A 24,597-nucleotide genomic window follows, 5' to 3' on the forward strand; every position below is an offset into this window, starting at 1 on the left:
TGGGTTTCAGGGTTGTTGGGCAAGTGAAGCCAGGCTCCAGGCCAATGCCCGGGCGCCTGCTTCAAGTTGCGCAGGTTCAGTGAATTCCAGCGGGTTATGGCTGATGCCATCGCGGCTGGGCACAAACAGCATGGCGGTGGGGCAGTGCTCGGCCAGGTACATGGCGTCATGGAACGCCCCCGAGCGGATCGGCTGCCAAGGCAGGCCGGTGGCGTTGCAGGCGTCTTCGAGCACGGCAATGAGCGCCGCATCGAACACAGTGGGTGCGTGGCTGAACAGGCGGGTGAATTCAGCGTCGGGCGCCAGGCAGTGGCCCAGGCCGGCATCGAACGCCTCCAGCACGGCCGGGTCGGCGTGGCGGAAGTCGATGCTGAAGGTGACTTCGCTGGCGATCGTGTTGATGGCGTTGGGGAACACGCTCCAGCGGCCGAAGGTCAGGCGCTTGTCCTGGCCTGCCAGGTCGTTGGCCAGCGCGTCGATACGCGCCAGTGATGCCATGGCCATCAGCACGGCATCACGGCGCATGTGCGCCGGGGTGGTCCCGGCGTGGGCGGAGGCACCCTTGCACACCACCTGATACCAGCGCACGCCCTGGATGCCGGACACCACGCCCAGGGGTACCTGGGCTTGCTCCAGCACAGGGCCTTGTTCGATGTGCAGTTCGACAAAGGCGTGGGTCGCGATCTTTTCGCGCCGTGGCAGGTGCGCGAAGCGCTGGGCATGGGCATCCAGTGCCTGTGCCACGGTGGTGCCTTCGGCGTCGCGGTTGCCGCGGTACTGCGCCACGCGCTGCGGGTCGACGTAAGCGCTGGAACCCATGGCACCCGGGCTGAAACGGCTGCCTTCTTCGTTGGTCCACACCACCACTTCAATCGGGCGGCGGGTCTGAATGTTGGCGTCGGCCAGGGCGTGCAGGCATTCCAGCCCGGCGATCACGCCGTAGCAGCCGTCGAGCGTGCCGCCGGTGGGTTGTGTGTCGATGTGGCTCCCGGTCATCACCGGCGGCAGGTCGAGCAAGCCTTCGCGGCGGATGAACAGGTTGGCGCAGGCGTCTGTCCACACCTTGCAGCCAAGTGCCTGGGCCTGGTCGATCAGCCACGCCCTGGCCTGGAAGTCTTCTTCCGACAGTGCCTGGCGGTTCATCCCGCCATTGCGGCCCGGCCCGAAGGTGGCCAGGGTGGCCAGCAAGCCGTGCAGCCGCTCGGCAGACACTGCGTTCATGGTGTGCAGGGGGATCATGGCGTCACCTGCGCAGCCGGGGTCAGGCTTCGGTTGAACCAGGGCGTGAGGAATTTCTTCAGGCGCTCGGTGCCGGGTGTGTTGAACAGGGCCAGAGGGGCGCCGGTTTCGACGATTTTGCCGGCCTCCATGAATACGACCTGGCTGGAAATCTGCGCCGCGAAGCTCATCTCGTGGGTGACCATGACCATGGTCATGCCATCGTTGGCGAGGCTGCGGATCACCTGCAGCACTTCTTCGACCAGCTCCGGGTCCAGGGCTGACGTCGGCTCGTCCAGCAGCATCAGGCGCGGCTTCACTGCGAGTGCCCGCGCTATGCCCACGCGTTGCTGTTGCCCGCCGGACAAGCGGGCGGGGTAAGCATCGGCCTTGGCGGCAAGACCCACCCGCGCCAGTGCTTGGTCGGCCAGCTCGCGGGCCTTGGTTTTGTCGAGTTTCTTGCCCAGCACCAAGGGTGCGATGACGTTTTCCCGCACGGTCATGTGGGGCCACAGGTTGAACTGCTGGAACACCATCGACAGCGGGTTGCGCACTTCATCGATCTTGGCTTCGCTATCACGGTCGGCCGGCCGCCGTCCGCTGCCGCTGTAGCCCAGCAGCTGGCCATCGATCCAGATTTCGCCTTCGTCGTACTGTTCGAGGAAGTTCATGCAGCGCAGTGCGGTGGTCTTGCCCGAGCCGGACGGGCCAATCAGCGAGACGATCTCGCCGGGTTGCACGCTGAGGTCGAAGCCGCTCAGGACGCGGTTCGCCCCATAGGACTTGCCGACGCCGCGCAGCTCAAGAAGCGGTAGGTTACTCATCAGATCAGCCTCGCAGGTAGCGTGTCATGCGCTGCCCGAGCGCGTTGGCCAGGGCCGCGACCATCGAGGTCAGCAGCCAGTAGCACAGCACCAGCAAGGCGTAGGGCAAGACATAGGAAAAGGTAGTGGCGACGATGCGCCCGGCGGTCATGGTCAGTTCCGGGACGGTGATGATCGAGGTGACGGCGCTTTCCTTGATGGTCAGGATCACCTGGTTGCCCAGTAACGGCAGGGCAAAGGCAATGGCCTGCGGTGCCTGCACATGCCAGAACGCCTGGCTGCGTGACAGGCCATGCACGCGTGCTGCCTCCACCTGCCCCTTGGGTACGCTGGCCCATGCAGACCGGAACAATTCGGCGAAGTAGGCCGCGCTGTAGAGCGCCAGGGACAGGATGCTGGCTTCGACGGCATCCAGCCGAACGCCGACTACCGGCAGGCCGAAATAGATCACCGCCAGTTGAGCCAGAAACGGGGTGCCACGAATCAGCCACACGTATACGCGGTAGATGGCAGCAAAGGCCGGGGTGGCGATACGCAAGGCATTCAGGGTAAAGCCCAGTACCAGGCCGAGCCACGCAGCGGCCAGGCTGATGCCCAGCGTCACCAGCAGGGCATTGGCAAAATCGGGTAGGTAGCTGATGATTTCTTGCATTAGTTGCGCTCCTGCCAACGCCGCTCCAGTTGGCTCCCGAGCAGGCTCAGGAGGCTGGTCAGCGCCAGATAGAAAAGGCCTGCCACCAGGTACACCTCAAGCGGGCGATAGGTTTGCGAGACCAGTTGCTGGCTGACGCGCATCAGGTCGGTGATGGAAATGACCGAAACCACGGCTGACACCTTGATCACGTCGATCAGCTCGGAAACCAGCGCTGGCGATGTAAGGCGCAGCACCTGTGGCAGCTGAATGTGGACGAGCCTGTCGAACTTGCCGATGCCGAACACCGAGGCGGCTTCCATCTGCCCTTGCGCGATTGCGGCAAACCCGCTACCGAGGATCTGTGACTGGTAGGCGGCCGTGTTCAGTGCCAGCGCGGCCACGCCTGCCACCATCGGCGGCACGTCAAGCCCCAGGGCTGACGGCAGGTAGAACAACAACAGCAACTGGGCGAGCATGGGCGTGCCGCGAAAGAAGCTGACGTAGACTTTGGTGAAGGCAACGCCCAGGCGGCTGCGGCCGGTGGCCAGGAGGTGGAGCACCACCCCCAGCGCAAAGCCCAGCAGCATCCCCATGGCGCACAACCACAAGGTGGTCCATGCGCCCTCCATCAAGGCAGGCCAGTACGAGGCCAAGCGGCTGCTGAAATCGTTCATCATCAGCGGCTCAGATGCTTGGCGCCGGCATGGCGTCGGTTGGCAAGTCCATGGTGAAGCCGAACCACTTCTGTTGCAGCGTCTTCAGCGTGCCATCCGCGGCTGCGCGGGCGATGCCGTCACTGAACAGTTTGACCAGGCTGGCGCTGTCGGCGTCCTTGCGGCCAACCCAGCCGAAGTAGGTGGTTGGGCCGACCATTTCCGGCAGGGTGCTGAACAGGCCCGGGCGCGCTTTCATCAGCGGGCCAAGGTTCGCCAGCGACTGTGCAACGCCATCGAGCCTGCCGTTTGCAAGGTCTGCGTAGGCTTCGTCGAAACTGACGTATTCCTTGATTTGCGCGATGCCGGGTTGGCCTTGGGCTTTGAGCTGGGTGTCGAGCGCTTTCAGTACGGCCAGTTGCCCCGAGCCTGTCTGCGAGCCGATGACCCGCCCGTTGAGGTCGGCCAGTGTCTTGATGTTGCCATCGTCCGCGCGCTTGAGCAGTGCCACGGTGGACTCGGCGATTGGCACGGTGAACGCAAACTGCTCGAAGCGTGCCTTGTTGACCGTTACCGAGGTCACCACAAAGTCGAACTTGCGGGTGTCGAGCCCAGGGAGGATGCCCTGGAACGGCAGGTCCAGCTGGCGCACCTTGACCTCGGGCAGGTCTGCGCTCAGCACGTAGTGCATGAGGTCGGCGCCATAGCCGACGATCTTGCCGTTTTCCACCGACTCAAACGGCGCAAAGCGCGCCTCGGTGGCGACCACGATCTGGTTTTTTTCCTTGATGCGTTGCAGTAGGTCGTCTGCCTGCGCCATTGAGATGCTGCACAGGGTTATCAATGACAACGACAGCGTTTTGAGCGAAAACCGATTCATCCTGGAGCCCCTTGAATTGATGGTGATCTTTATTCAAGCTACTTGAATGAATGGAAATAAGCATGAAGCGTGCCATGGGCTGATGGCCGCAGATTGAGTAGGAAAATTGCCGTGTAGGCAGAGGGGAGGGCACTGATTTCGCGCAAGGGGGCAGAATGTGCCTTCAGCTGGTGCGCCTTGAGTGCCCTGTGTCAGGCCCGGCGGGTTTGCCCCGCGATGGTGTACGTGCCAGCAACGCAGCACTCAAGGCTTATATAAAGCGTCCTCCATCACGATCAACTGCGCCCCTTCATTACGCACATTGCCCACCGCCTTGCCCACCGCAAACCACTCGAACGCCTCCACCGGCAGGCACTGCTCCCGCGCCAGGCGTTCGGCCTCATCGGCAGGCACCTCAGGGTCGATCCAGGCCCGCGCGTACTCCGGCGCCAGCACCAGCGGCCGGCGGTCATGAATATCGACCATGCCGGCATCACTGGCCGCTGTGATGATTACAAAGCCATCGCCTTCGTTCGGTTCGAGCCCGGCATGCACCTCGGCCAGCGCGGCCATGAACATCGGTGCCTGGCTTTTAAGGCGGATGAAATAGGGTTGTTTGCGCTTGGGGTCGTTTGGGTCGGTAACCCATTCGTACCAGCCATCCGCCATCACCAAGGCGCGGCCTTGGGGCCATAACGCCTTGAAGAATTTGCCGGTGGTCACCGTTTCCACCCGTGCATTGATGGGGGCCGGCCGTTTGCCGGTGGCCCAGAACGGTGCCCAGCCCCAGTGGCAAGGGTCGATGCGCAGGCCGTCGGCTGTATTGTGCAGGATCAGCACGCGGCTGCCGGGGGCGACGTTGTAGCGCCCGATGGGCACATTGTCGTAACCGCTGACCACATCCTGCTCGGCGTTCAGTTCACGCAGGTAATCGGCCAGGCCCTGAGACTGGGCGAAGCGTCCACACATGGCATGCCCCCTTTTGTCGAAATTTCCTACTCGGGATTGACCGAGTGCCCGCAACAGCGCTTAACTGTATATGCATACAGTTTAATTTCAAGGCCGTCGCATGACATCCATTCTGGGCCCGATCACCCACGCCAGCGCCATGCTGGGGCGTTACCTGTTCCGCGTGCCGGCAGGCTTCCCGTCGCCAGCGGCGGACCACATGGAGCAGCCCATCTCGCTGGACGAGCTGTTCAACCTGCGCGCGCCGCACATGTACCTGGTGAGGATAGACGGCGACAGCATGCAGGGTGCCGGCATCTTCGACGGTGACCTGGTGCTGGTCGACCGCTCGATCGAGGCACGGCCGGGCCATATCGTGATTGCGGCGGTCAACGGCGAACCGTTGTGCAAGCGCCTGCAACGCAACGGCGCGCAGGTGGTGCTGCGTTCGGAGAACCCACGGTATGCGCCACGCTACATCATGGAGGGTGACGAGTTGATGATCTGGGGCGTGGTGACGTTCAGTGTGCGCAGCCACGATCCGAAAGCCATGTCACACCCGCCAGGGTGATGCCGGCGAGCCCCGCGCCGACCAGAAACGTTGCCTGAAAACCCGCCCCGTCCCACAGCAACCCGGCCACCACGCTGGCCACCAGCAGGGCCACGCCGGTGAGCAGGTTGAACACGCCGAAGGCGGTGCCGCGCAGGTCGGCTGGCGCGCGGTCGGCGATCAGTGCGGCGAAAATGCCCTGGGTGAAGCCCAGGTGCAGCCCCCACGCCATCACGCCCAACCCCAACCCGGCCCAGCCTGGGCACAGGGCCAACAGCAGGTCGGCGACGGCCAGCAGCCCCAGCCCGGCCATCAGCACGCCGCGCCGGCCCACGCGGTCTGACAGGGCCCCGGCGGGGTAGGCCGATAATGCATAGGCCAGCGCCATCAGCACCATCACCGCCGGTGCCCAAAGCGGGGCCAGGCCCATGTCCTGGGCGCGCAGCAGCAGGAACGCTTCGCTGAAGCGGGCCAGGGTGAAGACCATGGCCAGGCCGACCAACCGCCAGTAGGGCGGCCCCAGGCGGGAGAGTTCGCCTGACGCCAGGGGCCAGCGCACAGGGCGCGTTTGCGCTGGCGTTTCGGGTTCGCGCACGAAGGCGACCAGCACACCAACGGCAATGCAGGCCGGTATCACCGCTACCCAGAACACCGTCTGGAAGTGGCTGGCGGTCAGCCACATCAGTGCAATCGCCAGCAATGGCCCGAGAAACGCCCCCACGGTGTCCAGGGCCTGGCGCAGGCCGAACGCCGCGCCGCGCAGTTCGGTGGGGGTCACATCGGCCACCAGTGCATCGCGCGGCGCGCCACGAATGCCCTTGCCGACCCGGTCCACAAAGCGTGCGCCAATCAGCCATTCCAGCCCCGAGGCCATGGGGAACACCGGCTTGGTCAGGGCGCCCAGGCCATAACCCAGCACCGTGAGCAACTTGCGCTTGCCCAGCCGGTCGCTGAGTGCACCGGAAAACACCTTGGTGATCGACGCCGTGGCCTCGGCAATACCTTCTATAACGCCTACCGCCACCACCGAGGTGCCCAGCACGGTGACCATGTACAACGGCAGCAGGGCGTGGACCATTTCGGAAGAAATGTCCATGAACATCGACACGAAACCCAGCGCCCAGACGCTGCGTGGGATCCGCGCCAAGGCAGTGGTGGTTTTGCTGTGCTCGGGTTTTTCGACGGTGTGCATCGGGGGCGGTCCCGGCAGGGTTGACCTGTTCGAAACTGTAGGCGGCATTCGGACAAGCGGGTAGAGCGGCGGTGTATATTTCATGTACTGTATGCGTATACAGTATTGATGGTGCTGCCTGATGCCCGCCACACCCGTTTTCGCGTTGATCGACTGCAACAGCTTCTACGCCAGTTGCGAGCGCGTGTTCCGCCCTGACCTGGCGCGCACGCCCATTGTCGTGCTCAGCAACAACGACGGTTGCATCATCGCCCGCAGCGCCGAGGCCAAGCCGCTGGTGAAGATGGGCCAGCCGTATTACCAGGTCAAAGACCTGTTGCGTCGCCACGGGGTGGTGGCGTTTTCGTCCAACTATGCGCTGTACGGTGACATGAGCCAGCGGGTAATGACGGTGATTGAGGGCATGGTCCCGGCGCTGGAGGTGTACTCCATCGATGAAGCCTTTGCCGAGCTTGGCGGCATGCCCGGCAACCTCGACGGGTTGGGGCGCAGCATCCGTGAGCGGGTGCTCAAGTACACCGGCATTCCTGTTGGCGTAGGCATTGCTGGCACCAAGACGTTGGCCAAGCTGGCCAACCATGCGGCCAAGCGCTGGGCGGTGCAGAGCGGCGGGGTGGTCGACCTGCGCGATCCGCACCGGCGTGAATGGGTGCTGAAAAAGTGCGACGTGTCCGACGTCTGGGGCATTGGCAACCGTCTTACCGCCCACCTGCAGGGCCTGCACATCCGCACCGCCTGGGACCTGTCCCGCGCCGACCCTGGCCTGTTGCGCAAAACCTTCAGCGTGGTGGTGGAAAAGACCGCCCGTGAATTGGCGGGCACCCCCTGCCTGCACTTGGAGGACGTCGAGCCACCGCGCCAGGAAATCTGCTGCAGCCGCATGTTCGGCCAGCGCCTGACCGAGTTGGCGCCGATCAAGGAGGCAGTGGCCACCTACGTGATGCGTGCCTCGGAAAAGTTGCGTGGCCAACAATCGCTGGCGCGGCGCATGCGGGTAAGCATTCGCACCGGCATGTTCAACCCGGACGAACCCCGTTATGCCAATGGCGTGGTGGTGCAGTTGCCATACCCCACCGACGACGAGCGCCTGCTGACGCGCATGGCGCTGGAGGCGGTAGAGCGGGTGTATCGCCAGGGGTTTCGCTACAGCAAGGCAGAAGTGCTGCTGATGGAGCTGTGCCAGCGCGGGGAGTACACCACCGACCTCTTCGCGCCTTCGCAAACGTTGCAGGCCGAGCGGGTGATGGCGGTGATCGATGGGGTGAATGGGCGTTGGGGCAGGGGCACGCTGCGCAGCGCGGCGGTGCCGGCGGCTGCGCAGTGGGCGATGCGGCGGGAGATGATGAGCCAAAGTTTTACCACGTGTGCGGATGGGCTTTGGCGGGTGAGGTGAGGAGCTACACCCTCTTTTTGGGGTTGGCAAGTCAGTAGGTAGTCCTGCCTACTAGAATTTCGGTGTAAAATTTTTCTCCGAGATGAGATGTGTTTATAGACGATAATGCCAGGCTGTTGCTGCTTGAGTTTAATTTATATTCAACTTTCAATAAGCCGTAATTTGCAAGGAGCTGAGCTGTTGGTGCATCAACGGCCATCATTCCCTTGATTTTATAGCATTGCGCCATTTGTCGCTGTAAATAGGGGTTCAGATTTTTTATAATGTGAGCGTAAATGTCGAATTCCTGTTTGCCTATTGCGCCGATAGTCAAGAGTGCAAAGGCGCGTCCAAGCATTGCAGCTAGCTTGGGATGATCAATCTTGTCTAGAATCATCAGCGCTACTTCTCCCACGTTCTCGACGCCAGACTCATCAGAGCAGTTCTGATTTAGGAAATCAATACGTGTGTGGCTGGGTACCTTGTTAATCTCAGCAAGGAAGGTAATCATTTTTTTCGCAAAAAAATAGGCTGAAATTTGGTTGCCAGCCTTATATAAGCTTATTGCAACATTGAGGATGGGGATGTCCTTCAGTACTCCTTCAATTCCAAGTTTGTCTTCCAAGGCAGCATCGATAGCTACCTCTCCGCCATCTTTAAATATTTCTAGTGCTTGATCGCTATTCTTGATGGTGGTCACGAAGTTTCTAATTGCGCCCATGAGGTTCTCCGCTGGCAAGTCAGTCAGGGTAGTCGCGATGACGCTAATCGGCTACAGCTGGTCTTGAGGGTGTCGTCTAGCTGGTGAATGATTTCGTTGTAAAGCTTGTATTGAAAATGCCGAAGACTTTACTTGCTTTGTTGTGATGGTTAAACGTTTTCATAAATGAGTGGTTTTGAAAATATTTTGACACCTAATGCTTGCTTGAGTAATGTGCGGCGCCGCAGTAGATTCTGCGGTCCGGGATTGGCGTCCCGGTTTCGGAAGCGGACACGGTCGCACCTGCGATTTTCGTGTCCCGCATGGCTGCACCCGTTATGGGCGGGCCGTGTGTGGGAGCCTTCGGGCTCACCGGCCCTCCGACCGGCACGCCAACCCGCACGGTTCCGCTCACCCATATTGGCGTATGGGCGCGGAGCTTTCTTTCGGAGGAAAAGCAAGGAGTCGCACCATGCCAAAGAAGATCGTTCCTGATCCACCATTCAAGCTGTTCCGCGTCTCTCCACTTGCAAGGCGAGAGGTGGCCTCATGAGTCAACAAAGCGCTGTTGAAATCAGCACCCGCAAACCCCGCCCTTTGACGGGCCAATCCCATTTCGGCACGTGCCATAGTGCACACGGTCCCATGTTTTTGGTATGCGCAGGTGTCGATGGCGAGGATGCGCTGGTCTGTGCTGTGGCGGCACTTAAAGCCGCCTATGAAACCAACGCATTGGCGTTGGAGAAGGCTAAGGAGCCGATGCGTAGCTTGCTGACTGCAACGGAAAATTCGTTGGAGAAAGGGTTGGCGCTGGCAGAGGCCGTGCTCGAGGGCCTGGAGCAGGATTGAGCCGCAGACGCGGCCTGTTTGATGTGGCAGAGGTCGGAATTGCCGGGGCTGCGTTGCAGCCCATCGCGGATAAATCCGCTCCTACAGGGGGGCGCGTCTGTAGGAGCGGATTTATCCGCGATGGGGCCGACCCAGGAGAACGCTTCAGAAGCTTAACCGCACGGCCAACGCCGCCAACGTCACCAGCAACACCGGCACGGTCAGCAGCACCCCGACCTTGAAGTAATACCCCCAGCCAATCACCACCCCCTTGCGTGCCAGCACGTGCAACCACAACAAAGTCGCCAGGCTGCCAATCGGGGTGATCTTCGGCCCCAGGTCGCAACCAATGACATTGGCGTAGATCATCGCTTCGCGCACCACCCCTTGGGCATCCGAGGCATGGATAGACAATGCCCCGATCAGCACGCTGGGCAGGTTGTTCATCACCGACGAAAGCAGCGCAGCAATCAACCCCGTGCCCAATGAAGCGGCCCACAGCCCGTGCCCGGCCAGCCAGTCAAGCGCGCCGGTGAGCGAGTCGGTCAGGCCTGCATTACGCAGCCCATACACCACCAGGTACATACCCAGCGAAAACACCACGATCTGCCAAGGTGCCTCGCGCAACACGCGGCGGGTGGAGATGACATGGCCACGGGCAGCCACAGCGAACAGCACGGCGGCGCAGGCCGAGGCCACGGCGCTGACCGGGATGCCCAAAGGCTCAAGCACGAACAGGCTGGCCAGCAACGCCACCAGCACCACCCAGCCAACGCGGAAAGTGGCGCGGTCACGCACGGCCATGGCGGGCAGCTTGAGCTCATCAAGGGCATATCGCTGCGGGATGTCACGGCGAAAATACAGCCACAGCACCAACAGCGTGGCGGCCACCGCCACCAGGTTGACCGGCACCATCACGGCCGCGTAGTCGTTGAAACCCAGCCCGAAGTAGTCCGCCGAAACAATGTTCACCAGGTTCGACACCACCAGCGGCAAGCTGGCGGTATCGGCAATAAAGCCAGCACCCATGACGAACGCCAGCGTCGCGGCCGGGGAAAAACGCAGCGCCAGCAGCATCGACATGACGATCGGGGTAAGGATCAACGCCGCGCCATCATTGGCGAACAACGCCGAAACGGCCGCCCCCAGCAACACCATGAAGGCAAACAACCGTTGGCCACTGCCACGCGCCCAGCGCGCCACATGCAGCGCCGCCCACTCGAAAAAACCGGCCTCGTCGAGCAGCAGGCTGATGATGATTAGCGCAATGAACGTGGCAGTGGCGTTCCAGATGATCGCCCAGACGGTGGGGATGTCATGTAGCGAAACCACGCCGAACACCAGCGCCAGCACGGCACCGAGCGTGGCGCTCCAGCCTACACCGAGGCCTTTGGGTTGCCAGATGACCAGAGTGAGCGTGAGCAGGAAGATCAGGGCCGCTGGGAGCATTATGGGCAGGCATTCCAAGGTTTATCGTGTGCCGACGTCGAACATGCGCGCGTCGTACATGAAGTCGTAAATTTCAACCACCTTGACCTGCTTTACCGCCGGGTGGTCCGGGTTGATCACGATGTTGCGTTCCAGCGGCAGGATGGCGGAGGGGATGATAAGCCCGAGGTGGCTGTTCGACTTCAGCCAGGCGGTACCGAATGCCATGCTCGGCCGGTCCGCCGGCAAGCTGGCCCAGCCTTCTGGCAGGTCGATTGCTTCGATGTGCTGATACAGCGAGGCGTCGTTCGGTAGCTCGAAACAGGTGATCTTCAAGGGGAAGGTCGGTTGCCCAACTGCATGCACGAAGGTTTCCAGGCAACAGATGGCGGGCGTCAAGCCCATGTACACGGCAGGTACATCCTGGTCGTTCCATCGGCCGCCTTCGATGGCTGCGCCCTTGCCAGTCAAATCGGTGGCTCGCTTTTCCTTTGCTATGCGCCACGCTCGCATCAGGCAACCCCGCCCCATTCCAACGCCTGCAGCACCCGGCGCACCTGTTTGGCACCGATTTCGGTTTCGCAGAGCAGGATCGGTGTGTCGCCGCCGAGCGCCTTGTTGGGGGCCGACATCCATTGCGCGGCAGCATCCCGGCTTTCGAATACCTCTTCAGCCTGGTGGGAGACCGAAGCAATGCGGTCCAGGCGTTCGGAGGCCACGGTGTCGAGCACTTCATGGTCCCGCACACGCCGCTCCAGAGTAGAGATGGAGGCGTTCAGCAGCAGTGCCAGGCTGAGCTCTTCAAGATTGAAGGTGTAGCGCACAGCGCGGAACAACTGGGCGGAGAAACCAATCTTGATCTGCACCAGCCGCTCAGATTCGTTAAGGGCATGACGGCTTGCACTGAATGCCCAGAATTCGTTTACGGCTGCACAGCGCGGGTCATCTTTCTTCGTTTGCTGGCGCCGCTGGACTGTTGATGGTGTCATCGTGCCTCCGTCATTTGATGGGATTGCATGCGTCAAATGAAGTATAGGCATGATCCACAGGCAAATGACACTACCGCCTGGCATTCCAGCAAAGTTCCGTTACAAACATGTAAAGTTCGTAAATAAGATTTAAACTCAATTGAGAATCACTATATTCACCATCCCTGTTGGCCCCCGAATACGGTTTCGAGGCCGGTGGGCGAGGGCTCCCGGTTTCGTGGCCGGGGCGCGCCTTTTTGCTCATCAATCGCAGGGAGATGTACCGATGCAGTCCAGAACTTCACCTAACAGCCTGGCCTTGGCCTTCGTGGCATTGGCAACGCCGGCCATGGCGGCAACGGCCGCCGAGCCCCAGGCACAAAATGCCGGTGAAGTGCTGGAAGTGCCAGTGGCCGAAAACGCGCTGGTGATCCAGGACACCCTGGTCACCGCCGAGCGCGAGGCGCGTCAGGCGCTGGGCTCGTCGATCATCACCGAAGAAGACATCAAGCGCCACCCGCCGGCCAACGACCTGTCCGAACTCATCCGCCGCGAGCCGGGCGTTAACCTTACCGGCAACAGTGCCAGCGGCGCGCGCGGCAACAACCGGCAGATCGACCTGCGCGGCATGGGCCCGGAAAACACCCTGATTTTGATCGACGGCAAACCCTCCAGCGCCCGCAACGCCGTGCGTTATGGCTGGAACGGTGACCGCGACACCCGCGGCGAAACCAACTGGGTACCGGCCGAGGCGGTCGAGCGCATCGAGATTCTGCGCGGCCCGGCGGCAGCGCGGTATGGCTCCGGCGCCATGGGCGGGGTGGTCAACATCATCACCAAACGCCCTACCGACGAATTCAAGGGTAACGTCACCCTTTATACCCAGATGCCCGAAGACAGCGCCGAAGGTGCCAGCCGCCGCGCCAACTTCAACCTCAGCGGCGGGCTTACCGAAAACCTTGGGTTCCGCCTGTTCGGTGGCCTGGCCAAGACCGACGCGGACGACCTGGACATCAACGCCGACCACGCCAACAGCGCCCTGGTTGCGGGCCGTGAGGGCGTGCGCAACAAAGACATCAACGGCCTGTTGAGCTGGAAACTCAACGACGAGCACCGCCTTGAAGCCAGCGCTGGCTACAGCCGCCAGGGCAACATCTATGCCGGCGACACCATGAACAGCAACGGTGGCAGCAACGTCGACCTGATCTCCAGCCTGTACGGCCACGAGACCAACGTGATGCAGCGCAACACCTACGACCTGACCCACCTGGGCGACTTCACCTGGGGCACCAGCAAAACCAGCCTGGGCTATGAGTATGTGCGCAACTGGCGCCTGAACGAAGGCCTGGCCGGTGGGCCGGAAGGGGCCATCAACGATTCCGGCGCGGCCATGTCGCGCCTGCGCAACACCCGCCTGAGCAGCGAGCTGAACCTGCCGTTCGCCATGGGCAGCACCGAGCACGTGCTGACCCTCGGTGGCGAGTATCTGTATGAATCGCTGAACGACCAAGGCTCGTTCCGCCCGCAAAGCTTTGACCCGAGCGGTTCGGGCAGCGATGTGATCAGTGGCTTCGACCGCAGCAACTCGAAGATGACCGCCAAGAGCTACGCATTGTTCGTCGAGGACAACATCATCATCGGCGACACCACCGTGACCCCGGGCCTGCGATTCGACCACCACGAAAAGTTCGGCGACAACTTCAGCCCCAGCCTCAACCTGTCGCACAAGCTCACCGATGAGTGGACCGTCAAAGGCGGTATCGCTCGCGCCTACAAAACGCCGAACCTGTACCAGTCCAACCCCAACTACCTGCTGTACAGCCGTGGCAACGGTTGCAGCGTGGAGCAGACCAACTCGGGTGGCTGCTACCTGCAGGGCAACGCCGACCTCAAGCCTGAAATCAGCGTCAACAAGGAAATCGGCCTGCAGTACGACCGCGGCACCTGGCGTACCAGCGCCACCTACTTCCGTAACGACTACAAGAACAAGATCATCGGCGGCACCGACGTGCTCTACGCCATCAACAGCGGCCGCCGCGTGACCGAGTGGGAAAACGCCGGCAAGGCGCGGGTTGAAGGCATCGAAGGCAACCTGTTCGTTGAACTGACCCCGACCCTGGACTGGAACACCAACCTGACCTGGATGCTGGACAACGACAACCGCGAAACCGGTGAGCCGCTGTCGGTGATCCCGGAGTACACCGTCAACTCCACCCTCGACTGGCGTGCTACCGACAAGCTGTCGTTCCAGGTGGCCGGCACCTATTACGGCAAGCAGAAGTCGCCGACCTACAACTACCGCACCCAGGAAAGCTACGACGAAGTGGCCCAGCAGGACGTCGAGGCCTATGGCCTGGTGGACGTAAGTACCGGGTACAAGTTCAACGCCAACTATGACGTGCGCGTTGGGGTGAACAACGTGTTCGACAAGCAGATCTACCGGGGCGGCAATGCCAGCAGCTCGGGGGCCAACACCTATAACCAGCCAGGGCGGGCGGTGTTTGCGTCGCTGAACATTTCCTTCTGATAACCGGGGGCGGTGCGGCGCCCCGATAAGCCCGCTCCTGCAGGTACAACGCGGTCCCCCGGGGCCGCGCGGTACGTGTGGGAGCGGGCTTGCCCGCGAATGGCTTCACAGATTTCTTCAAGGAAACCTCATGCCCAGATCCCCCGCCTGGCTGCAAATCCTTTCCCGCTGCGCCGCCGCGCTGTTCGGCGGCTACGCATTTTCCTACGCCGCCACCGCCTGCCTCGCACGGCTGTTGCCCGTATCACCCGCCGATGCAGTGATCATCTCGACCTTGCTTGCATTCATCTTCTACACCATTGCCATCCTCTGGGCCTTCGCCAGCCGTGACGCCTTGCGCGCCTGGGCACCCGTGGCCGTCGCGGCACCCTTGATGCTGGTCGGTTTCTGGCCCCAGGCCCTGGAGTGGCTGGCATGAAAAACACCTTCACCCAATCGATGGCCTGGCTGCACACCTGGGCCGGGCTGATCTTCGGCTGGTTGCTGTTTGCCATCTTCGTCACCGGCACCCTGGCGGTGTTCGACAAAGAGCTCAACCACTGGATGCAGCCGGAAATCCCCGCCAGCGAAATATCCCAGGCCGATGCGGCGGGGCGTGCCATCGCCTACCTGCAAAGCCACGAGCCGCAGGCCGGCAACTGGCGCGTGAACCTGCCCACCGAGCGCTCGCCGGGCTTGCAGGTGGGCACCGGTGACCGCCGTGGCGGCAGTAGCGTACAGCTCGACCCGCAAACCGGTGAGGTGGTTGAAGTGCGCGACAGCGTGGGCGGTAACTTCTTCTTCCGCTTCCACTTCACCCTGGACTTGCCGCGCAACTGGGGCATCTTCGTGGTGGGTGCGTTGGCGCTGGTGATGCTGGCCGCGCTGGTGACTGGCATCGTGATCCACAAGAAGATCTTCAAGGAGTTCTTCACCTTCCGCCCGAACAAGGGCCAGCGCTCGTGGCTGGATTTTCACAACGCCAGCGCCGTGCTGTTGCTGCCGTTCCACCTGATGATCACCTACACCGGGCTGGTGATCTTCATGCTCATCTATATACCGGCGGGGGTCGACGCGCTGTTTGCCGGCGACAACCGTGCCTACTTCCAGGCCCAGGGCAGTGCACGGCTGGAGCAGCCGCGCGGCCTCACGAAGCAGCCGGGCGAACTGGTCGACGTGGTGCCGCTGCTGGCCCAGGCCGAAGCGCGGCTGGGGCCGATTGCCGGGTTCAACGTCAGCCATCCCAATACCGCCGGTGCCCGCATCGAAATTCGCCCGGAGTTGGGTAACCGCATCGCCTTGTCCAAAGGGCAGGCGATGGTGTTTGACGGCGTCAGCGGCGAACTGCTCAGCGATGTGACAGAGTGGCGGGCAGCACCATTGACCCAGCGGGTGATGGTGGGGCTGCATTTTGCCCAGTTCGGCGGCTACCCGATGCGTTGGCTGTACTTCATTTGCGGGGTGGTCAGCTGCGTGATGATCGCCAGCGGCCTGGTGCTGTTCTGCGTGAAGCGTGGGCGCAAGTACGCCACGGCCACGGCCGATGCGTCGGCACGCCGTTGGTACCGCGTGGCCGAAGTGTGCAATGTGGGCTTTATTGCCGGGCTGTTGCTTGCTTGCGTGGGGTTGTTGTGGGCCAGCCGCCTGTTGCCGGTTGAACTCGCACACCGGGAGGCGTGGGAGGTGCGGGCGTTCTTTGGGATGTGGCTGCTGGCGCTGCTGCATGCGGGCATCCGGCCGGCGCGGCGGGCGTGGGTCGAGCAACTGGGGCTGACCACGTTGCTGTGCCTTGGCCTGGCGCTGTTCGGCGGGCTGGACGATGCCCTGCGCCTGGGCGTGGCGGCGTGCGGCGGGGTGCTGGGCCTGTTGTTTGGCCTGGCCGCCGTGCGGGTTCACCGCGCCGTTGCGGCGGCGCCGAGGGGCCGGGCCAAGCCGGGCGTGGAGGCACGCGCATGATGATGCTGATCACAGGCGGCGTGCTGTTCGCCTACGCCGGTATGCTCGGCCTTTGCCAAGGGCTGGAGCGTCATTACAAACAGGTGTGGAACACGGCGTGCCCAGTGCCGTTGCGCCGGCTTTTGCGCGGTGCGGGGTGGTTGGCATTGGCTATCAGCCTGTGGCTCTGCGCGCAGGCCTGGGGCTGGGCCATGGGGCCGGTGGCCTGGTTTGGCGCCATGTCGCTGGCTGGGTTGCTGCTGGTGGTCGTGCTGCCGTACTGGCCGCGGCTGGCGGTCGGCCTGGCAGTGGCCGTGCCGGTCTGGAGTGTGTTGCAGTTGTTCGCCTGACCTGAACGGGGCGGGGATGTGTTGTTGTGCCGCGCGAAGGCAGGCATGCTGCAACCGTCCCCGCTGTCGTGAGCGCTTTACTGGTGAAAGCCGTACACCTGACCCTTGTTTGCCATGCCCTGACACATGCCCAGAAAACCGGCCGTTTGCCTGTTGCCGACGATGCTGTTTTGCCCTTGGGCGAGCCATCCGTGCTTGAAGCGCCTGATGTGCAGGTGCTGACAGCGCCAGAGCGTCGGGCTTGTGAGACGGCAGCCATATTCGCGGCCCACGCCCGCATCGAGCCGCAGTTGGCTGATTGTGACCTTGGCAGTTGGCAGGGGATGACGCTGAAGCAGTTGCAGGCTGAGCAGCCTGAGGCATTGGCGAAATGGCTGAATGACCCCGACAGCGCACCCCATGGTGGCGAATCGTTTGCCGCGCTGTATCAGCGCAGTTCAGCGTGGTTGCAAGCGTTCGACCGGCCAGGCAACTGGCTGGCGGTGACCCACCCGCTGGTGATTCGCGCCTTGCTGGTACACGTGCTGGGTAGCCCGTTGGCAGCGCATCAACGTATCGATGTGCTGCCCTTGTCACGTATCGCGCTGAGCTTTACCGGGCAGTGGCGCCTGCGCCTGGGCTGACGCAGTTCAGAACGCCAGCTTGTAACCAATCAACAGCAGCATCGCCGCCAGGCAGGGGCGCAGCACGCGGTCGGAAATGCGCCCGGTGAGGTGGCTGCCGAAATAGATGCCAGGCAGCGAGCCCAGCAGCAGGTAGCCCAGCAGCGACCAGTCCATGTTGCCCATGCCCGCATGGCCCAAACCTGCTACCAAGGTCAGCGGCACGGCGTGGGCGATCTCGGTGCCCACCAGGCGGCGGGTGACCAGGAACGGGTACAGCAGGAACAGCGCCACGGTGCCCAATGCGCCGGCACCGATCGAGGTGAGGGTGACCATCACGCCCAGCACCACGCCGGTGACCACGGTGAGGACGGTCAGGGTGCGGTCGCTGAGGTGGTAGTGGTCACCGGCATGGCGGTTGGCGAAGGCCTGCAGGCGCGACTTGAACAGGATGGCCAACGCAGTGAGGATCAACACCACCGCCAGGCCCTGCTTGATCACGGCATTGAGTGCCGAAGTGTCGGCATGCAGGGTGCTGAGGAACCACAGGGTCAGGGCCGCTGCCGGTACGCTGCCCAGGCTGAGCAGGCCGGTGATGCGCCAGTCGATGTTCTTGTTGCGGCCATGCACCCAGACGCCGCTGGCTTTGGTAATGGCGGCATAGAGCAGGTCGGTGCCCACGGCGGTGGCCGGGTTGATACCGAACCACAGCAGGATCGGCGTCATCAAAGAACCGCCGCCCACACCGGTTACGCCGACGATGAAACCTACAACCAGCCCCGCAATGGTGAAACCGAAAGAACCTACATCCATACGCTACTCGACTGCCCAGCTTTGCCCGTTATCGGATGCAGCCAGCATATAGATTTTTTTATAGCCAAATAGACTTGTTCGTTATTAGGTTATAACCGGGTTTGCTGCGGGATTAGGCGCCGCTGGCGCGCCCGGTTATCCCATCATCAAATCCTGAAACTCCCCACCAACTGCTTCAACCGCCCCGCCTGCTGCGCCAGCGCATCACAATGCTGCAACGTCTGGTTAAGGTTCTGCACCCCTTGCTGGTTCAGCGCGTTGATCTGGGTAATGTCCAGATTCAGGCTTTCCACCACGGCGGTCTGTTCCTCGGTGGCGGTGGCCACCGACTGGTTCATGCCGTCGATCTCGCCAATGCGCCGGGTCACGCTGGCCAGCCGCTCACCGGCCCGGTTGGCCACTTGCACGGTCTGCTCGCTGGACACCTGGCTGGTGTTCATGGTGTGTACCGCCTCGCGCGAGCCCACCTGCAGGCTGGTGATCATGCGGTGGATCTCTTCGGCCGATTCCTGGGTGCGGTGCGCCAGGTTGCGCACTTCATCGGCCACCACGGCAAACCCGCGCCCGGCCTCGCCGGCACGGGCGGCTTCGATGGCGGCGTTGAGCGCCAGCAGGTTGGTCTGCTGGGAGATGCCCTTGATCACGTCGAGGATCTTGCCGATTTCGTCGGTGCTGGCGTTGAGCGTTTCGATCTGCTCGCACGAGTCGCTGATGCGCTGTGACAGGGCGGTCATGGCGTTGATTGCCTGTTCGACCACTTCACGCCCGTCGTTGGCCTGGTCACTGGCGCCGCTGGCGTGCTGGGAGGCATCGGCGGCGTTGCGGGCGATTTCCTGGGTGGCCGCGCCCAGCTCGTTGATGGCGGCGGCCACGCTGTTGGTGCGCATGCTTTGCTCTTCGGAGCCGATGATCGATGCATTGGAGGCGTTGACGACCTTTTCCGACAGGTCGTGGACCAGGCGTGTGGCCGAAGACACCTCGCTGATCGACGCGTGAATACGCTCGACGAAGCGGTTGAACGAGGTGGCCAGCTCACCGAATTCATCCTGCTGCTGCACGCTCAGGCGGCGGGTCAGGTCGCCTTCGCCTTCGGCGATGTCACGCATAGCGCGGCCCATGGCGGTCAGCGGGCGCATCAGCACCGGGATCAGCAGGCCCAGCACGGCGGCGATGGCCACCACGGCAATGAGCATGGCGATGATCGCCGAGGTACGGAACTGGCTAAGCGCGGCGTAGGCCTTGTCCTTGTCGATCGACAGGCCGATGTACCACTGCGCTGATGGCAGGCCAGCGACCGGGGTGAAGGTAATCAGGCGTTGCTGGCCGTTGAGGGTGACATCCTGCATGCCGGGTGCCACTTGCAGGCCGCTGCCAGGGTAGATGTCCTTGAGGTTTTTCATCACCTGGTCTTTGTCGGGGCTGACGATCACCTGGCCGTTGCTGTCGGCAAGGAAGGCATGGCCGATGCCGCCAAAGTCCACGGAGTTGATGATTTCCACCAGGGTGTCGAGGGTGACGTCGCCACCGACCACGCCGACCAGCTCACCGGTCTGCTTGTTTTTTACCGGGGTGGCGATGGTCACCATCAGGCCGCCGACGGCGCCTTGGTAGGGGGCGGTGAGCACGGTTTGCCCGGCGCCGGTGGCGGCGCTGTACCAGGGGCGCTGGCGTGGGTCGTAACCCGCCGGCATTTGCGCCTCGGGCCGCTGGGTGAAGATACCGTTGGCCTGGCCCAGGTAGGTGAACAGGAAGTTGCGCGTGTAGGAAGGCTGGCCGATCAGCCCGTTCAAGGTCTCGCCTGCGCCTTGTTCAGCGATGTCCTGGGCCAGGTTTTCCAGCACCAGGATGCGCCCGCTCATCCAGTTTTGCACACTGCTTGCGGTCAGTGCGCCGGCTTGCTGCACCGATGATTCGATGTTCTGGCGGATGGTGTTGCGTTGCAGGTAATCGTTGTAGAGCGTGAACAGCGCAAATGCCAGCACCACGACGCCGCAGGCGCTGAGCAGGATTTTGTGGCGAAATTTCAGGTTCATGTTTCGAGACCTTGGGCCAGGGAGGGAAGGGCGCCGCGTGCTTTTGGCGCGGTGGCGGCCTGTCATCCCAGATATCGGCTTGGGGTGTAAAACATTGAAATGCCTACAGCATTCTCTTCGGGTTGTGTCGACGGACGGTATTTGGCCTGTGCAGGCCTCTCGCGGATGAATCCGCTCCTACAGGGAACGCGTGTAGGAGCGGATTTATCCGCGATGAGGCCAGCACAGGCATCCCCGTCACGGCGGCAACCTGATCAATAGCGGCTCTTGCTGCTCTTCCACCCGCGGCGCACTGCCCAGTAAACTGTCCTCCACCTGCCCCGACAGGTAATACACCCCGGCCATTGCCCCACTCTGGCGGTTTTCCATCAGCTCCTGCCATTCCTGGTTCAGCGCCACGTTGAGGATCACCCGTAACTGCTCGACCATCTGCGGCTGTTCACGGTCATGAGTGACCATGCCGTACCCGGCGGCGGCAATCGAAATCATCGCCCCGGCCACCTTTCCCACCGCACTGGCCACGGCGCTGGCGATGCCGCGCGGGGCCAGGGTGGCGCCAAGTTTTTCGCTGGCATTGGTGGCCACCGATGACAGCCCCACGTCCGTCCTGCCTGGCCCTTTGCTGGCTTGCTCGTGCAAGTGTTCACGCAGGGCCAGCCACGCTGGCTGCTGCTCCAGCGGTTTGGCGCGCAGCAACTGGTACAGCGAGGCGTTGCGGGCGTCGGGCGGGCCCAGGTGGATGGCCGGGATGCGGTTCAGGCGCTGGCTGACCTGCTCGGGTGCGGCGTTGTAGCGCTGGATGATCGCGGGCAGTTGCTGGCCAAACAACTGCACATACAATTCGCTGGCGCGGTCGCGGATGCTTTCGGGGTTGATCTGTTCGGCCACCGGCTCGATCACCCGCTCGTGATACTGCTCTTGCAGGTAAAGGCCCAGGCGCTTTTCTGCCGGTTCCCGGCCTTCGCCACTGTCGAGCTTGTACCAGGCCACTTTCAGGGTCAGCCATTGCTGAGTCCAGTAGCCGGTGAACCAGGGGATGAAGTCTTGCTCGGTGCGTTGTTGCACCTGCTCCTTCCACACCCGCATGGAGCGCCGGGCATAGTCGTTGGCCGAACCGGCGGCACCCACAGAGGCATCGATCAGTTCCTGGTCAATGCGTTGCCAGGTGGCCGGGGTCAGCACGGCGGGCGGCGGCGGGGCAGGCGCAGGTTTGCTTGCGCAGCCGCCAAGGGCCAGCAGAAGGCAGAGCATGCAGGTAATTCGAGTGCTCACGCGGCCGCCTCCCTGGTAGAGGCTGGGGTGGTTCCCGAAGTATAGCGACGCTGCCCGGGGTGGGTCAGGCCAGGTCGAGCTTGTCCTCCAGCCGGTCCAGATGCTCATGCATCAGCGCCAATGCCGCATTGCCGTCGCCCGCTTCCACGGCATCGATGATGGCTGCGTGTTCTTCCCACGCACAGTGCTCGCAGCAGGGCGCCTCGTACCGGGCAATGATCAACGAGGTCATTGGCACCAGCCCGTTGAGAAACCGCGCCAACGGCGCATTGGCCGCCACTTGCGCGAGCTTCAGGTGGAATTCGCCCCCCAGGCGGATGGCCGCGCAGCGCTCGCCACGTTCATGGTGCTGGCGCTCACGCTCCACCAGCTGGCGCAACTGGCGCACCTGCGCCGGCCGCGCACGCTGGGCGGCCAGGCTGATCAGCGTGGTCTCGGCCAGGCGCCGGGCGCTGAGCACCTGGCGCGCCTGCTGCGGGTCGGGCACCGCCAGGTGGGCCGTGTGGCTGGGGCGCTGCACCACCACTTGCTGGTCCGACAGGCGCCCCAGCACCCGGCGGATCACCGTGCGGCTGACGCCAAAGGCGTTGCCTAATGCCTGCTCGGGCAACAGGCTGCCGGGCGGCAGGCGCTGTTCGAGGATGGCATCGAACAGGCGAGGGTAGATCTGGTCTGCCGACAGGCGGGTTTCGCCGGCGGCAAGCAGGGCAGGCAAGTGGGGGGCGGCGTGGGCGCAGGCGGTCATGGTCGCTCTCCTGGAGTCATGGGCCGGGGTGGTCGTCCGGGATGTTCAGTTCAATGCCCATGCGCTGGCCTTCGGCCAGGATGTGCCGGCGCATCTGGGCGCTGGCCTGGGCGCTGTTGCGGTCGCGAATGGCGCGTACCACGGCTTCGTTTTCCTTCAGCCGTGCGGCCAGGTGCTCGGGCGATTTGCGCAGCATCTCGGCACTTTGCTTGAGGGCATTGCCGGTTTGCTGCACCACGCTCTGGAAGATCGGGTTGGTGGTCAGCGCGAACAACCCTTCATGGAAGGCGATGTAGGCATTGGCACCGGCTTCGCTGTCTTCGGCGTCCAGTGCTTCGCGCAGGTCCATCAAAATGAGGCGCAACTGGCCGATGTCCTGGCTGTTGGCCGACTGCGCCACCAGGCCGACGATGAACGGTTCGAGGGTGTAGCGCAGCTCCAGCACATCGGCCAGGCTGGCCGAGGCAGTGCTGTCGTGGCTGGCATCCTGCAGGTTGGCATCGGCGTCCAGCACCAGCACGCCCTTGCCCGGCAGCGAGCGCACCAGGCCCAGGGTTTCCAGCACGGTCACCGCTTCACGCAGGCTGGGGCGGCTGATGCCCAGCTGTTCGGCCAGTTCGCGCTGGCCGGGCAGCATGTCACCGGAGCGCCACTGGCCTCGGGCCAGGGCCTTGCGCAGTTTATCCACCACTGAATTGACGACGGTCGATGAGCTGATCACGGTTTTCTCCTGAAAGGGCCGGCGCAAGCGCCGGCCGCGTGGGCTCAGAATTCCTGTTGATGGGCAGTGGTTGGCTTGCGTGGCACGGGAGCGAAGCCGGGTTTGCCGTCCAGCACGTTCTGCGCGCGCTCAAGGTCGATGTCTTTCTCCCAGCGGGCGATGGCCACGGTGGCCACGCAGTTGCCGATCAGGTTGGTCAGCGCCCGGCCGATGCCCATGAACCAGTCCACTGCCAGCACCAGCACCAGGCCCACCACCGGGATCGCCGGCACGGCGGTGAGGGTGGCGGCCAGGATCACCAGCGCCGAGCCCGGGATGCCGTGCGCACCCTTGGAGGTCACCAGCGACACCAGCAGGATGGTCAGCAGGTCGGTCATTGCCAGCGGTGTGCCGGTGGCGTTGGCAATGAACACGATGGCCAGGGTCAGGTAGATGGAGAAACCGTCCAGGTTGAACGAGTAGCCGGTGGGGATCACCAGGCCCACGGTGGAGCTGCCGATGCCCAGGTGCTCGAGTTTGCGCATGATCTGCGGCAGCACGGCGTCGGATGATGCGGTGCCCAGCACGATGGTCAGCTCTTCACGCAGGTACTTGATGAACGGCAGCAGCTTGAGGCCCGACAGGCGCATCACGGTGCCCAGGATGATCAGCACAAAACCTGCGCAGGTCAGGTAGAACAGCGCCACCAGGCCGCCCAGGTGCTGCAGCGACTCCAGGCCGTATTTGCTGGTGGTGAAGGCGATGGCGCCGAATACGCCGATGGGTGCCAGGCGCACGATCATGCCCATGATGCGGAAAATCACATGGCTCAGTTCGTTGATCAGCCGCGAAATGCCCGCGGCCGACTCACCGACAAGGTTCAGGGCGCTACCGAACAGCACCGAGAACAGCAGCACCTGCAGGATGTTGTTGTCGGCGAAGGCACCCACCACCGAGGTGGGGATCAGGTCCATGAAGAACGCGGTGGCGCCGTGGATGTGCTGGCCACGCTCGGCCAGGCTGCTGGCGTCGGCGCTGGACAGCTGGTCCAGGTGGATATTGGCGCCGCTGCCGATGCCGCTGGAGAACGCGAGCACCAGGCCGATCACCAGGGCGATGGTGGTCAGCACTTCGAAATAGATCACCGATTTCAGGCCGATGCGGCCAACCTTTTTCAGGTCGCCGGCACCGGAAATGCCACTGACCACCACGCAGAAGACGATCAGGCCGATGAGCATCTTGATCAGCTTGATGAAGCCGTCGCCCAGGGGTTTTAGCTGCAGGGAAAGGTCAGGGAAGCTGAGGCCGCAGGCTATGCCGAGGGCCAGGCCCAGCACGACTTGCAGAAAGATCGAACGCGAGCACCATTTGAGCATGGGAGGGATCTCAGATCGGTGTCCTTGCTTCGGTGCCGCACGGGGCGAAAGAGCGCAGGACTTAATTATTGTGGTCTTACCGGTTTGTTCA

Annotated in this window: 25 protein-coding genes and 1 pseudogene; 8 read left to right on the forward strand and 18 right to left on the reverse strand. The window is 62.9% G+C overall.

The genetic code is table 11. The features are described 5' to 3' along the window. Positions 1–6: 6 nt before the first annotated feature. From PVV54_RS08390 to PVV54_RS08415, 6 genes are all read right to left on the reverse strand, one after another. The gene (locus PVV54_RS08390) at positions 7–1,239 is read right to left on the reverse strand and encodes a M20 family metallo-hydrolase (RefSeq protein ID WP_274909480.1); all 1,233 of its coding nucleotides are present in this window, start codon (positions 1,237–1,239) and stop codon (positions 7–9) included. Continuing rightward, entirely contained in the window at positions 1,236–2,042 is an 807-nt protein-coding gene (locus PVV54_RS08395; RefSeq protein WP_274909481.1) for an amino acid ABC transporter ATP-binding protein, read from the reverse strand. Before PVV54_RS08395 ends, PVV54_RS08390 begins: the two co-directional genes overlap by 4 nt. Before the next feature lie 4 nt (positions 2,043–2,046). Further along, entirely contained in the window at positions 2,047–2,694 is a 648-nt protein-coding gene (locus tag PVV54_RS08400) for an amino acid ABC transporter permease (RefSeq protein ID WP_274909482.1), read from the reverse strand. Further along, a complete protein-coding gene (locus PVV54_RS08405) occupies positions 2,694–3,353 on the reverse strand; it encodes an amino acid ABC transporter permease (protein ID WP_274909483.1) in 660 nt (219 codons plus the stop codon). Before PVV54_RS08405 ends, PVV54_RS08400 begins: the two co-directional genes overlap by 1 nt. Before the next feature lie 7 nt (positions 3,354–3,360). Then, positions 3,361–4,209: a transporter substrate-binding domain-containing protein gene (locus tag PVV54_RS08410; protein ID WP_274909484.1), complete on the reverse strand. Its 849-nt coding sequence runs from the start codon at positions 4,207–4,209 to the stop codon at positions 3,361–3,363. Positions 4,210–4,452: 243 nt separating this feature from the next. Then, the gene (locus tag PVV54_RS08415) at positions 4,453–5,157 is read right to left on the reverse strand and encodes an SOS response-associated peptidase family protein (RefSeq protein ID WP_274909485.1); all 705 of its coding nucleotides are present in this window, start codon (positions 5,155–5,157) and stop codon (positions 4,453–4,455) included. Positions 5,158–5,257: 100 nt separating this feature from the next. On the opposite strand from PVV54_RS08415, the gene PVV54_RS08420 reads away from it, so the two are divergent. Further along, complete coding sequence (locus tag PVV54_RS08420; protein ID WP_274909486.1) at positions 5,258–5,707, forward strand: LexA family protein; 450 nt, start codon at positions 5,258–5,260, stop codon at positions 5,705–5,707. Here PVV54_RS08420 and PVV54_RS08425 read toward each other — a convergent pair. Then, positions 5,658–6,878 carry an MFS transporter gene (locus tag PVV54_RS08425; protein WP_274909487.1) on the reverse strand — a complete coding sequence of 407 codons (1,221 nt, stop codon included), beginning with the start codon at positions 6,876–6,878 and terminating at the stop codon, positions 5,658–5,660. The genes PVV54_RS08420 and PVV54_RS08425 overlap by 50 nt on opposite strands. A gap of 121 nt (positions 6,879–6,999) precedes the next feature. Between PVV54_RS08425 and PVV54_RS08430 the strand changes: the two genes are divergently transcribed. Further along, complete coding sequence (locus PVV54_RS08430) at positions 7,000–8,271, forward strand: Y-family DNA polymerase (protein ID WP_274909488.1); 1,272 nt, start codon at positions 7,000–7,002, stop codon at positions 8,269–8,271. Between the two features lie 31 nt (positions 8,272–8,302). Here the strand turns inward: PVV54_RS08430 and PVV54_RS08435 are convergent, their stop codons facing one another. Further along, positions 8,303–8,950 carry a hypothetical protein gene (locus tag PVV54_RS08435; RefSeq protein ID WP_274909489.1) on the reverse strand — a complete coding sequence of 216 codons (648 nt, stop codon included), beginning with the start codon at positions 8,948–8,950 and terminating at the stop codon, positions 8,303–8,305. 549 nt (positions 8,951–9,499) lie between these two features. On the opposite strand from PVV54_RS08435, the gene PVV54_RS08440 reads away from it, so the two are divergent. Next, complete coding sequence (locus PVV54_RS08440; protein WP_274909490.1) at positions 9,500–9,799, forward strand: hypothetical protein; 300 nt, start codon at positions 9,500–9,502, stop codon at positions 9,797–9,799. A 144-nt stretch (positions 9,800–9,943) separates the two neighbouring features. On the opposite strand, the gene PVV54_RS08445 is transcribed toward PVV54_RS08440, so the two are convergent. The 3 genes from PVV54_RS08445 to parS are packed head-to-tail and all read right to left on the reverse strand — an operon-like array spanning position 9,944 to position 12,195. Beyond that, positions 9,944–11,227 carry an arsenic transporter gene (locus PVV54_RS08445; RefSeq protein WP_274909491.1) on the reverse strand — a complete coding sequence of 428 codons (1,284 nt, stop codon included), beginning with the start codon at positions 11,225–11,227 and terminating at the stop codon, positions 9,944–9,946. A 21-nt stretch (positions 11,228–11,248) separates the two neighbouring features. Continuing rightward, positions 11,249–11,737, reverse strand: a complete 489-nt coding sequence (locus tag PVV54_RS08450) for an RES family NAD+ phosphorylase (RefSeq protein ID WP_342456610.1) — start codon at positions 11,735–11,737, stop codon at positions 11,249–11,251. Further along, positions 11,719–12,195 carry a type II RES/Xre toxin-antitoxin system antitoxin gene (parS, locus tag PVV54_RS08455; RefSeq protein ID WP_274909493.1) on the reverse strand — a complete coding sequence of 159 codons (477 nt, stop codon included), beginning with the start codon at positions 12,193–12,195 and terminating at the stop codon, positions 11,719–11,721. The genes PVV54_RS08450 and parS overlap by 19 nt, the downstream gene beginning before the upstream one ends. 265 nt (positions 12,196–12,460) lie before the next feature. Here parS and PVV54_RS08460 point away from each other — a divergent pair, with 265 nt between their 5' ends. From PVV54_RS08460 to PVV54_RS08480, 5 genes are all read left to right on the forward strand, one after another. After that, a complete protein-coding gene (locus tag PVV54_RS08460; RefSeq protein WP_274909494.1) occupies positions 12,461–14,701 on the forward strand; it encodes a TonB-dependent siderophore receptor in 2,241 nt (746 codons plus the stop codon). Between the two features lie 130 nt (positions 14,702–14,831). Continuing rightward, positions 14,832–15,119 carry an iron transporter gene (locus PVV54_RS08465; protein WP_274909495.1) on the forward strand — a complete coding sequence of 96 codons (288 nt, stop codon included), beginning with the start codon at positions 14,832–14,834 and terminating at the stop codon, positions 15,117–15,119. Further along, a complete protein-coding gene (locus PVV54_RS08470; protein ID WP_274909496.1) occupies positions 15,116–16,636 on the forward strand; it encodes a PepSY-associated TM helix domain-containing protein in 1,521 nt (506 codons plus the stop codon). The genes PVV54_RS08465 and PVV54_RS08470 overlap by 4 nt, the downstream gene beginning before the upstream one ends. Further along, complete coding sequence (locus PVV54_RS08475; protein WP_274909497.1) at positions 16,633–16,965, forward strand: DUF3325 domain-containing protein; 333 nt, start codon at positions 16,633–16,635, stop codon at positions 16,963–16,965. Before PVV54_RS08470 ends, PVV54_RS08475 begins: the two co-directional genes overlap by 4 nt. 83 nt (positions 16,966–17,048) lie before the next feature. Next, positions 17,049–17,588, forward strand: a complete 540-nt coding sequence (locus PVV54_RS08480; RefSeq protein WP_274909498.1) for a histidine phosphatase family protein — start codon at positions 17,049–17,051, stop codon at positions 17,586–17,588. A gap of 6 nt (positions 17,589–17,594) precedes the next feature. Here PVV54_RS08480 and PVV54_RS08485 read toward each other — a convergent pair whose 3' ends face one another. From PVV54_RS08485 to PVV54_RS08510, 7 genes and pseudogenes are all read right to left on the reverse strand, one after another. After that, positions 17,595–18,380, reverse strand: a complete 786-nt coding sequence (locus PVV54_RS08485) for a sulfite exporter TauE/SafE family protein (protein WP_274909499.1) — start codon at positions 18,378–18,380, stop codon at positions 17,595–17,597. Between the two features lie 146 nt (positions 18,381–18,526). Beyond that, positions 18,527–19,267, reverse strand: coding sequence for a methyl-accepting chemotaxis protein (locus PVV54_RS26555; RefSeq protein WP_446731454.1), 741 nt, complete (start codon positions 19,265–19,267; stop codon positions 18,527–18,529). A gap of 114 nt (positions 19,268–19,381) precedes the next feature. Next, positions 19,382–20,479: pseudogene (locus PVV54_RS26560) on the reverse strand (cache domain-containing protein); the annotation flags it as partial. A 171-nt stretch (positions 20,480–20,650) separates the two neighbouring features. Further along, positions 20,651–21,664, reverse strand: a complete 1,014-nt coding sequence (locus tag PVV54_RS08495; protein WP_446731455.1) for a hypothetical protein — start codon at positions 21,662–21,664, stop codon at positions 20,651–20,653. Between the two features lie 85 nt (positions 21,665–21,749). After that, positions 21,750–22,430 carry a GntR family transcriptional regulator gene (locus tag PVV54_RS08500; protein WP_274909502.1) on the reverse strand — a complete coding sequence of 227 codons (681 nt, stop codon included), beginning with the start codon at positions 22,428–22,430 and terminating at the stop codon, positions 21,750–21,752. Positions 22,431–22,446: 16 nt separating this feature from the next. Next, positions 22,447–23,151, reverse strand: coding sequence for a FadR/GntR family transcriptional regulator (locus PVV54_RS08505; protein ID WP_274909503.1), 705 nt, complete (start codon positions 23,149–23,151; stop codon positions 22,447–22,449). 44 nt (positions 23,152–23,195) lie between these two features. Further along, complete coding sequence (locus tag PVV54_RS08510; protein WP_274909504.1) at positions 23,196–24,506, reverse strand: C4-dicarboxylate transporter DctA; 1,311 nt, start codon at positions 24,504–24,506, stop codon at positions 23,196–23,198. Positions 24,507–24,597: the final 91 nt, after the last annotated feature.

It is taken from the genome of Pseudomonas sp. PSKL.D1 (genome assembly GCF_028898945.1).
Lineage (GTDB): Bacteria > Pseudomonadota > Gammaproteobacteria > Pseudomonadales > Pseudomonadaceae > Aquipseudomonas.

Bases quoted from the DNA above. Each gene is read 5' to 3' on its own strand.
- PVV54_RS08390 (WP_274909480.1), bottom strand. From the start codon at position 1,239: ATGATCCCCCTGCACACCATGAACGCAGTGTCTGCCGAGCGGCTGCAC.
- PVV54_RS08395 (WP_274909481.1), bottom strand. From the start codon at position 2,042: ATGAGTAACCTACCGCTTCTTGAGCTGCGCGGCGTCGGCAAGTCCTAT.
- PVV54_RS08400 (WP_274909482.1), bottom strand. From the start codon at position 2,694: ATGCAAGAAATCATCAGCTACCTACCCGATTTTGCCAATGCCCTGCTG.
- PVV54_RS08405 (WP_274909483.1), bottom strand. From the start codon at position 3,353: ATGATGAACGATTTCAGCAGCCGCTTGGCCTCGTACTGGCCTGCCTTG.
- PVV54_RS08410 (WP_274909484.1), bottom strand. From the start codon at position 4,209: ATGAATCGGTTTTCGCTCAAAACGCTGTCGTTGTCATTGATAACCCTG.
- PVV54_RS08415 (WP_274909485.1), bottom strand. From the start codon at position 5,157: ATGTGTGGACGCTTCGCCCAGTCTCAGGGCCTGGCCGATTACCTGCGT.
- PVV54_RS08420 (WP_274909486.1), top strand. From the start codon at position 5,258: ATGACATCCATTCTGGGCCCGATCACCCACGCCAGCGCCATGCTGGGG.
- PVV54_RS08425 (WP_274909487.1), bottom strand. From the start codon at position 6,878: ATGCACACCGTCGAAAAACCCGAGCACAGCAAAACCACCACTGCCTTG.
- PVV54_RS08430 (WP_274909488.1), top strand. From the start codon at position 7,000: ATGCCCGCCACACCCGTTTTCGCGTTGATCGACTGCAACAGCTTCTAC.
- PVV54_RS08440 (WP_274909490.1), top strand. From the start codon at position 9,500: ATGAGTCAACAAAGCGCTGTTGAAATCAGCACCCGCAAACCCCGCCCT.
- PVV54_RS08445 (WP_274909491.1), bottom strand. From the start codon at position 11,227: ATGCTCCCAGCGGCCCTGATCTTCCTGCTCACGCTCACTCTGGTCATC.
- PVV54_RS08450 (WP_342456610.1), bottom strand. From the start codon at position 11,737: ATGGGGCGGGGTTGCCTGATGCGAGCGTGGCGCATAGCAAAGGAAAAG.
- parS (WP_274909493.1), bottom strand. From the start codon at position 12,195: ATGACACCATCAACAGTCCAGCGGCGCCAGCAAACGAAGAAAGATGAC.
- PVV54_RS08460 (WP_274909494.1), top strand. From the start codon at position 12,461: ATGCAGTCCAGAACTTCACCTAACAGCCTGGCCTTGGCCTTCGTGGCA.
- PVV54_RS08465 (WP_274909495.1), top strand. From the start codon at position 14,832: ATGCCCAGATCCCCCGCCTGGCTGCAAATCCTTTCCCGCTGCGCCGCC.
- PVV54_RS08470 (WP_274909496.1), top strand. From the start codon at position 15,116: ATGAAAAACACCTTCACCCAATCGATGGCCTGGCTGCACACCTGGGCC.
- PVV54_RS08475 (WP_274909497.1), top strand. From the start codon at position 16,633: ATGATGATGCTGATCACAGGCGGCGTGCTGTTCGCCTACGCCGGTATG.
- PVV54_RS08485 (WP_274909499.1), bottom strand. From the start codon at position 18,380: ATGGATGTAGGTTCTTTCGGTTTCACCATTGCGGGGCTGGTTGTAGGT.
- PVV54_RS26555 (WP_446731454.1), bottom strand. From the start codon at position 19,267: ATGCGCACCAACAGCGTGGCCGCCGCCATCAACGAGCTGGGCGCGGCC.
- PVV54_RS08495 (WP_446731455.1), bottom strand. From the start codon at position 21,664: ATGCTCTGCCTTCTGCTGGCCCTTGGCGGCTGCGCAAGCAAACCTGCG.
- PVV54_RS08500 (WP_274909502.1), bottom strand. From the start codon at position 22,430: ATGACCGCCTGCGCCCACGCCGCCCCCCACTTGCCTGCCCTGCTTGCC.
- PVV54_RS08510 (WP_274909504.1), bottom strand. From the start codon at position 24,506: ATGCTCAAATGGTGCTCGCGTTCGATCTTTCTGCAAGTCGTGCTGGGC.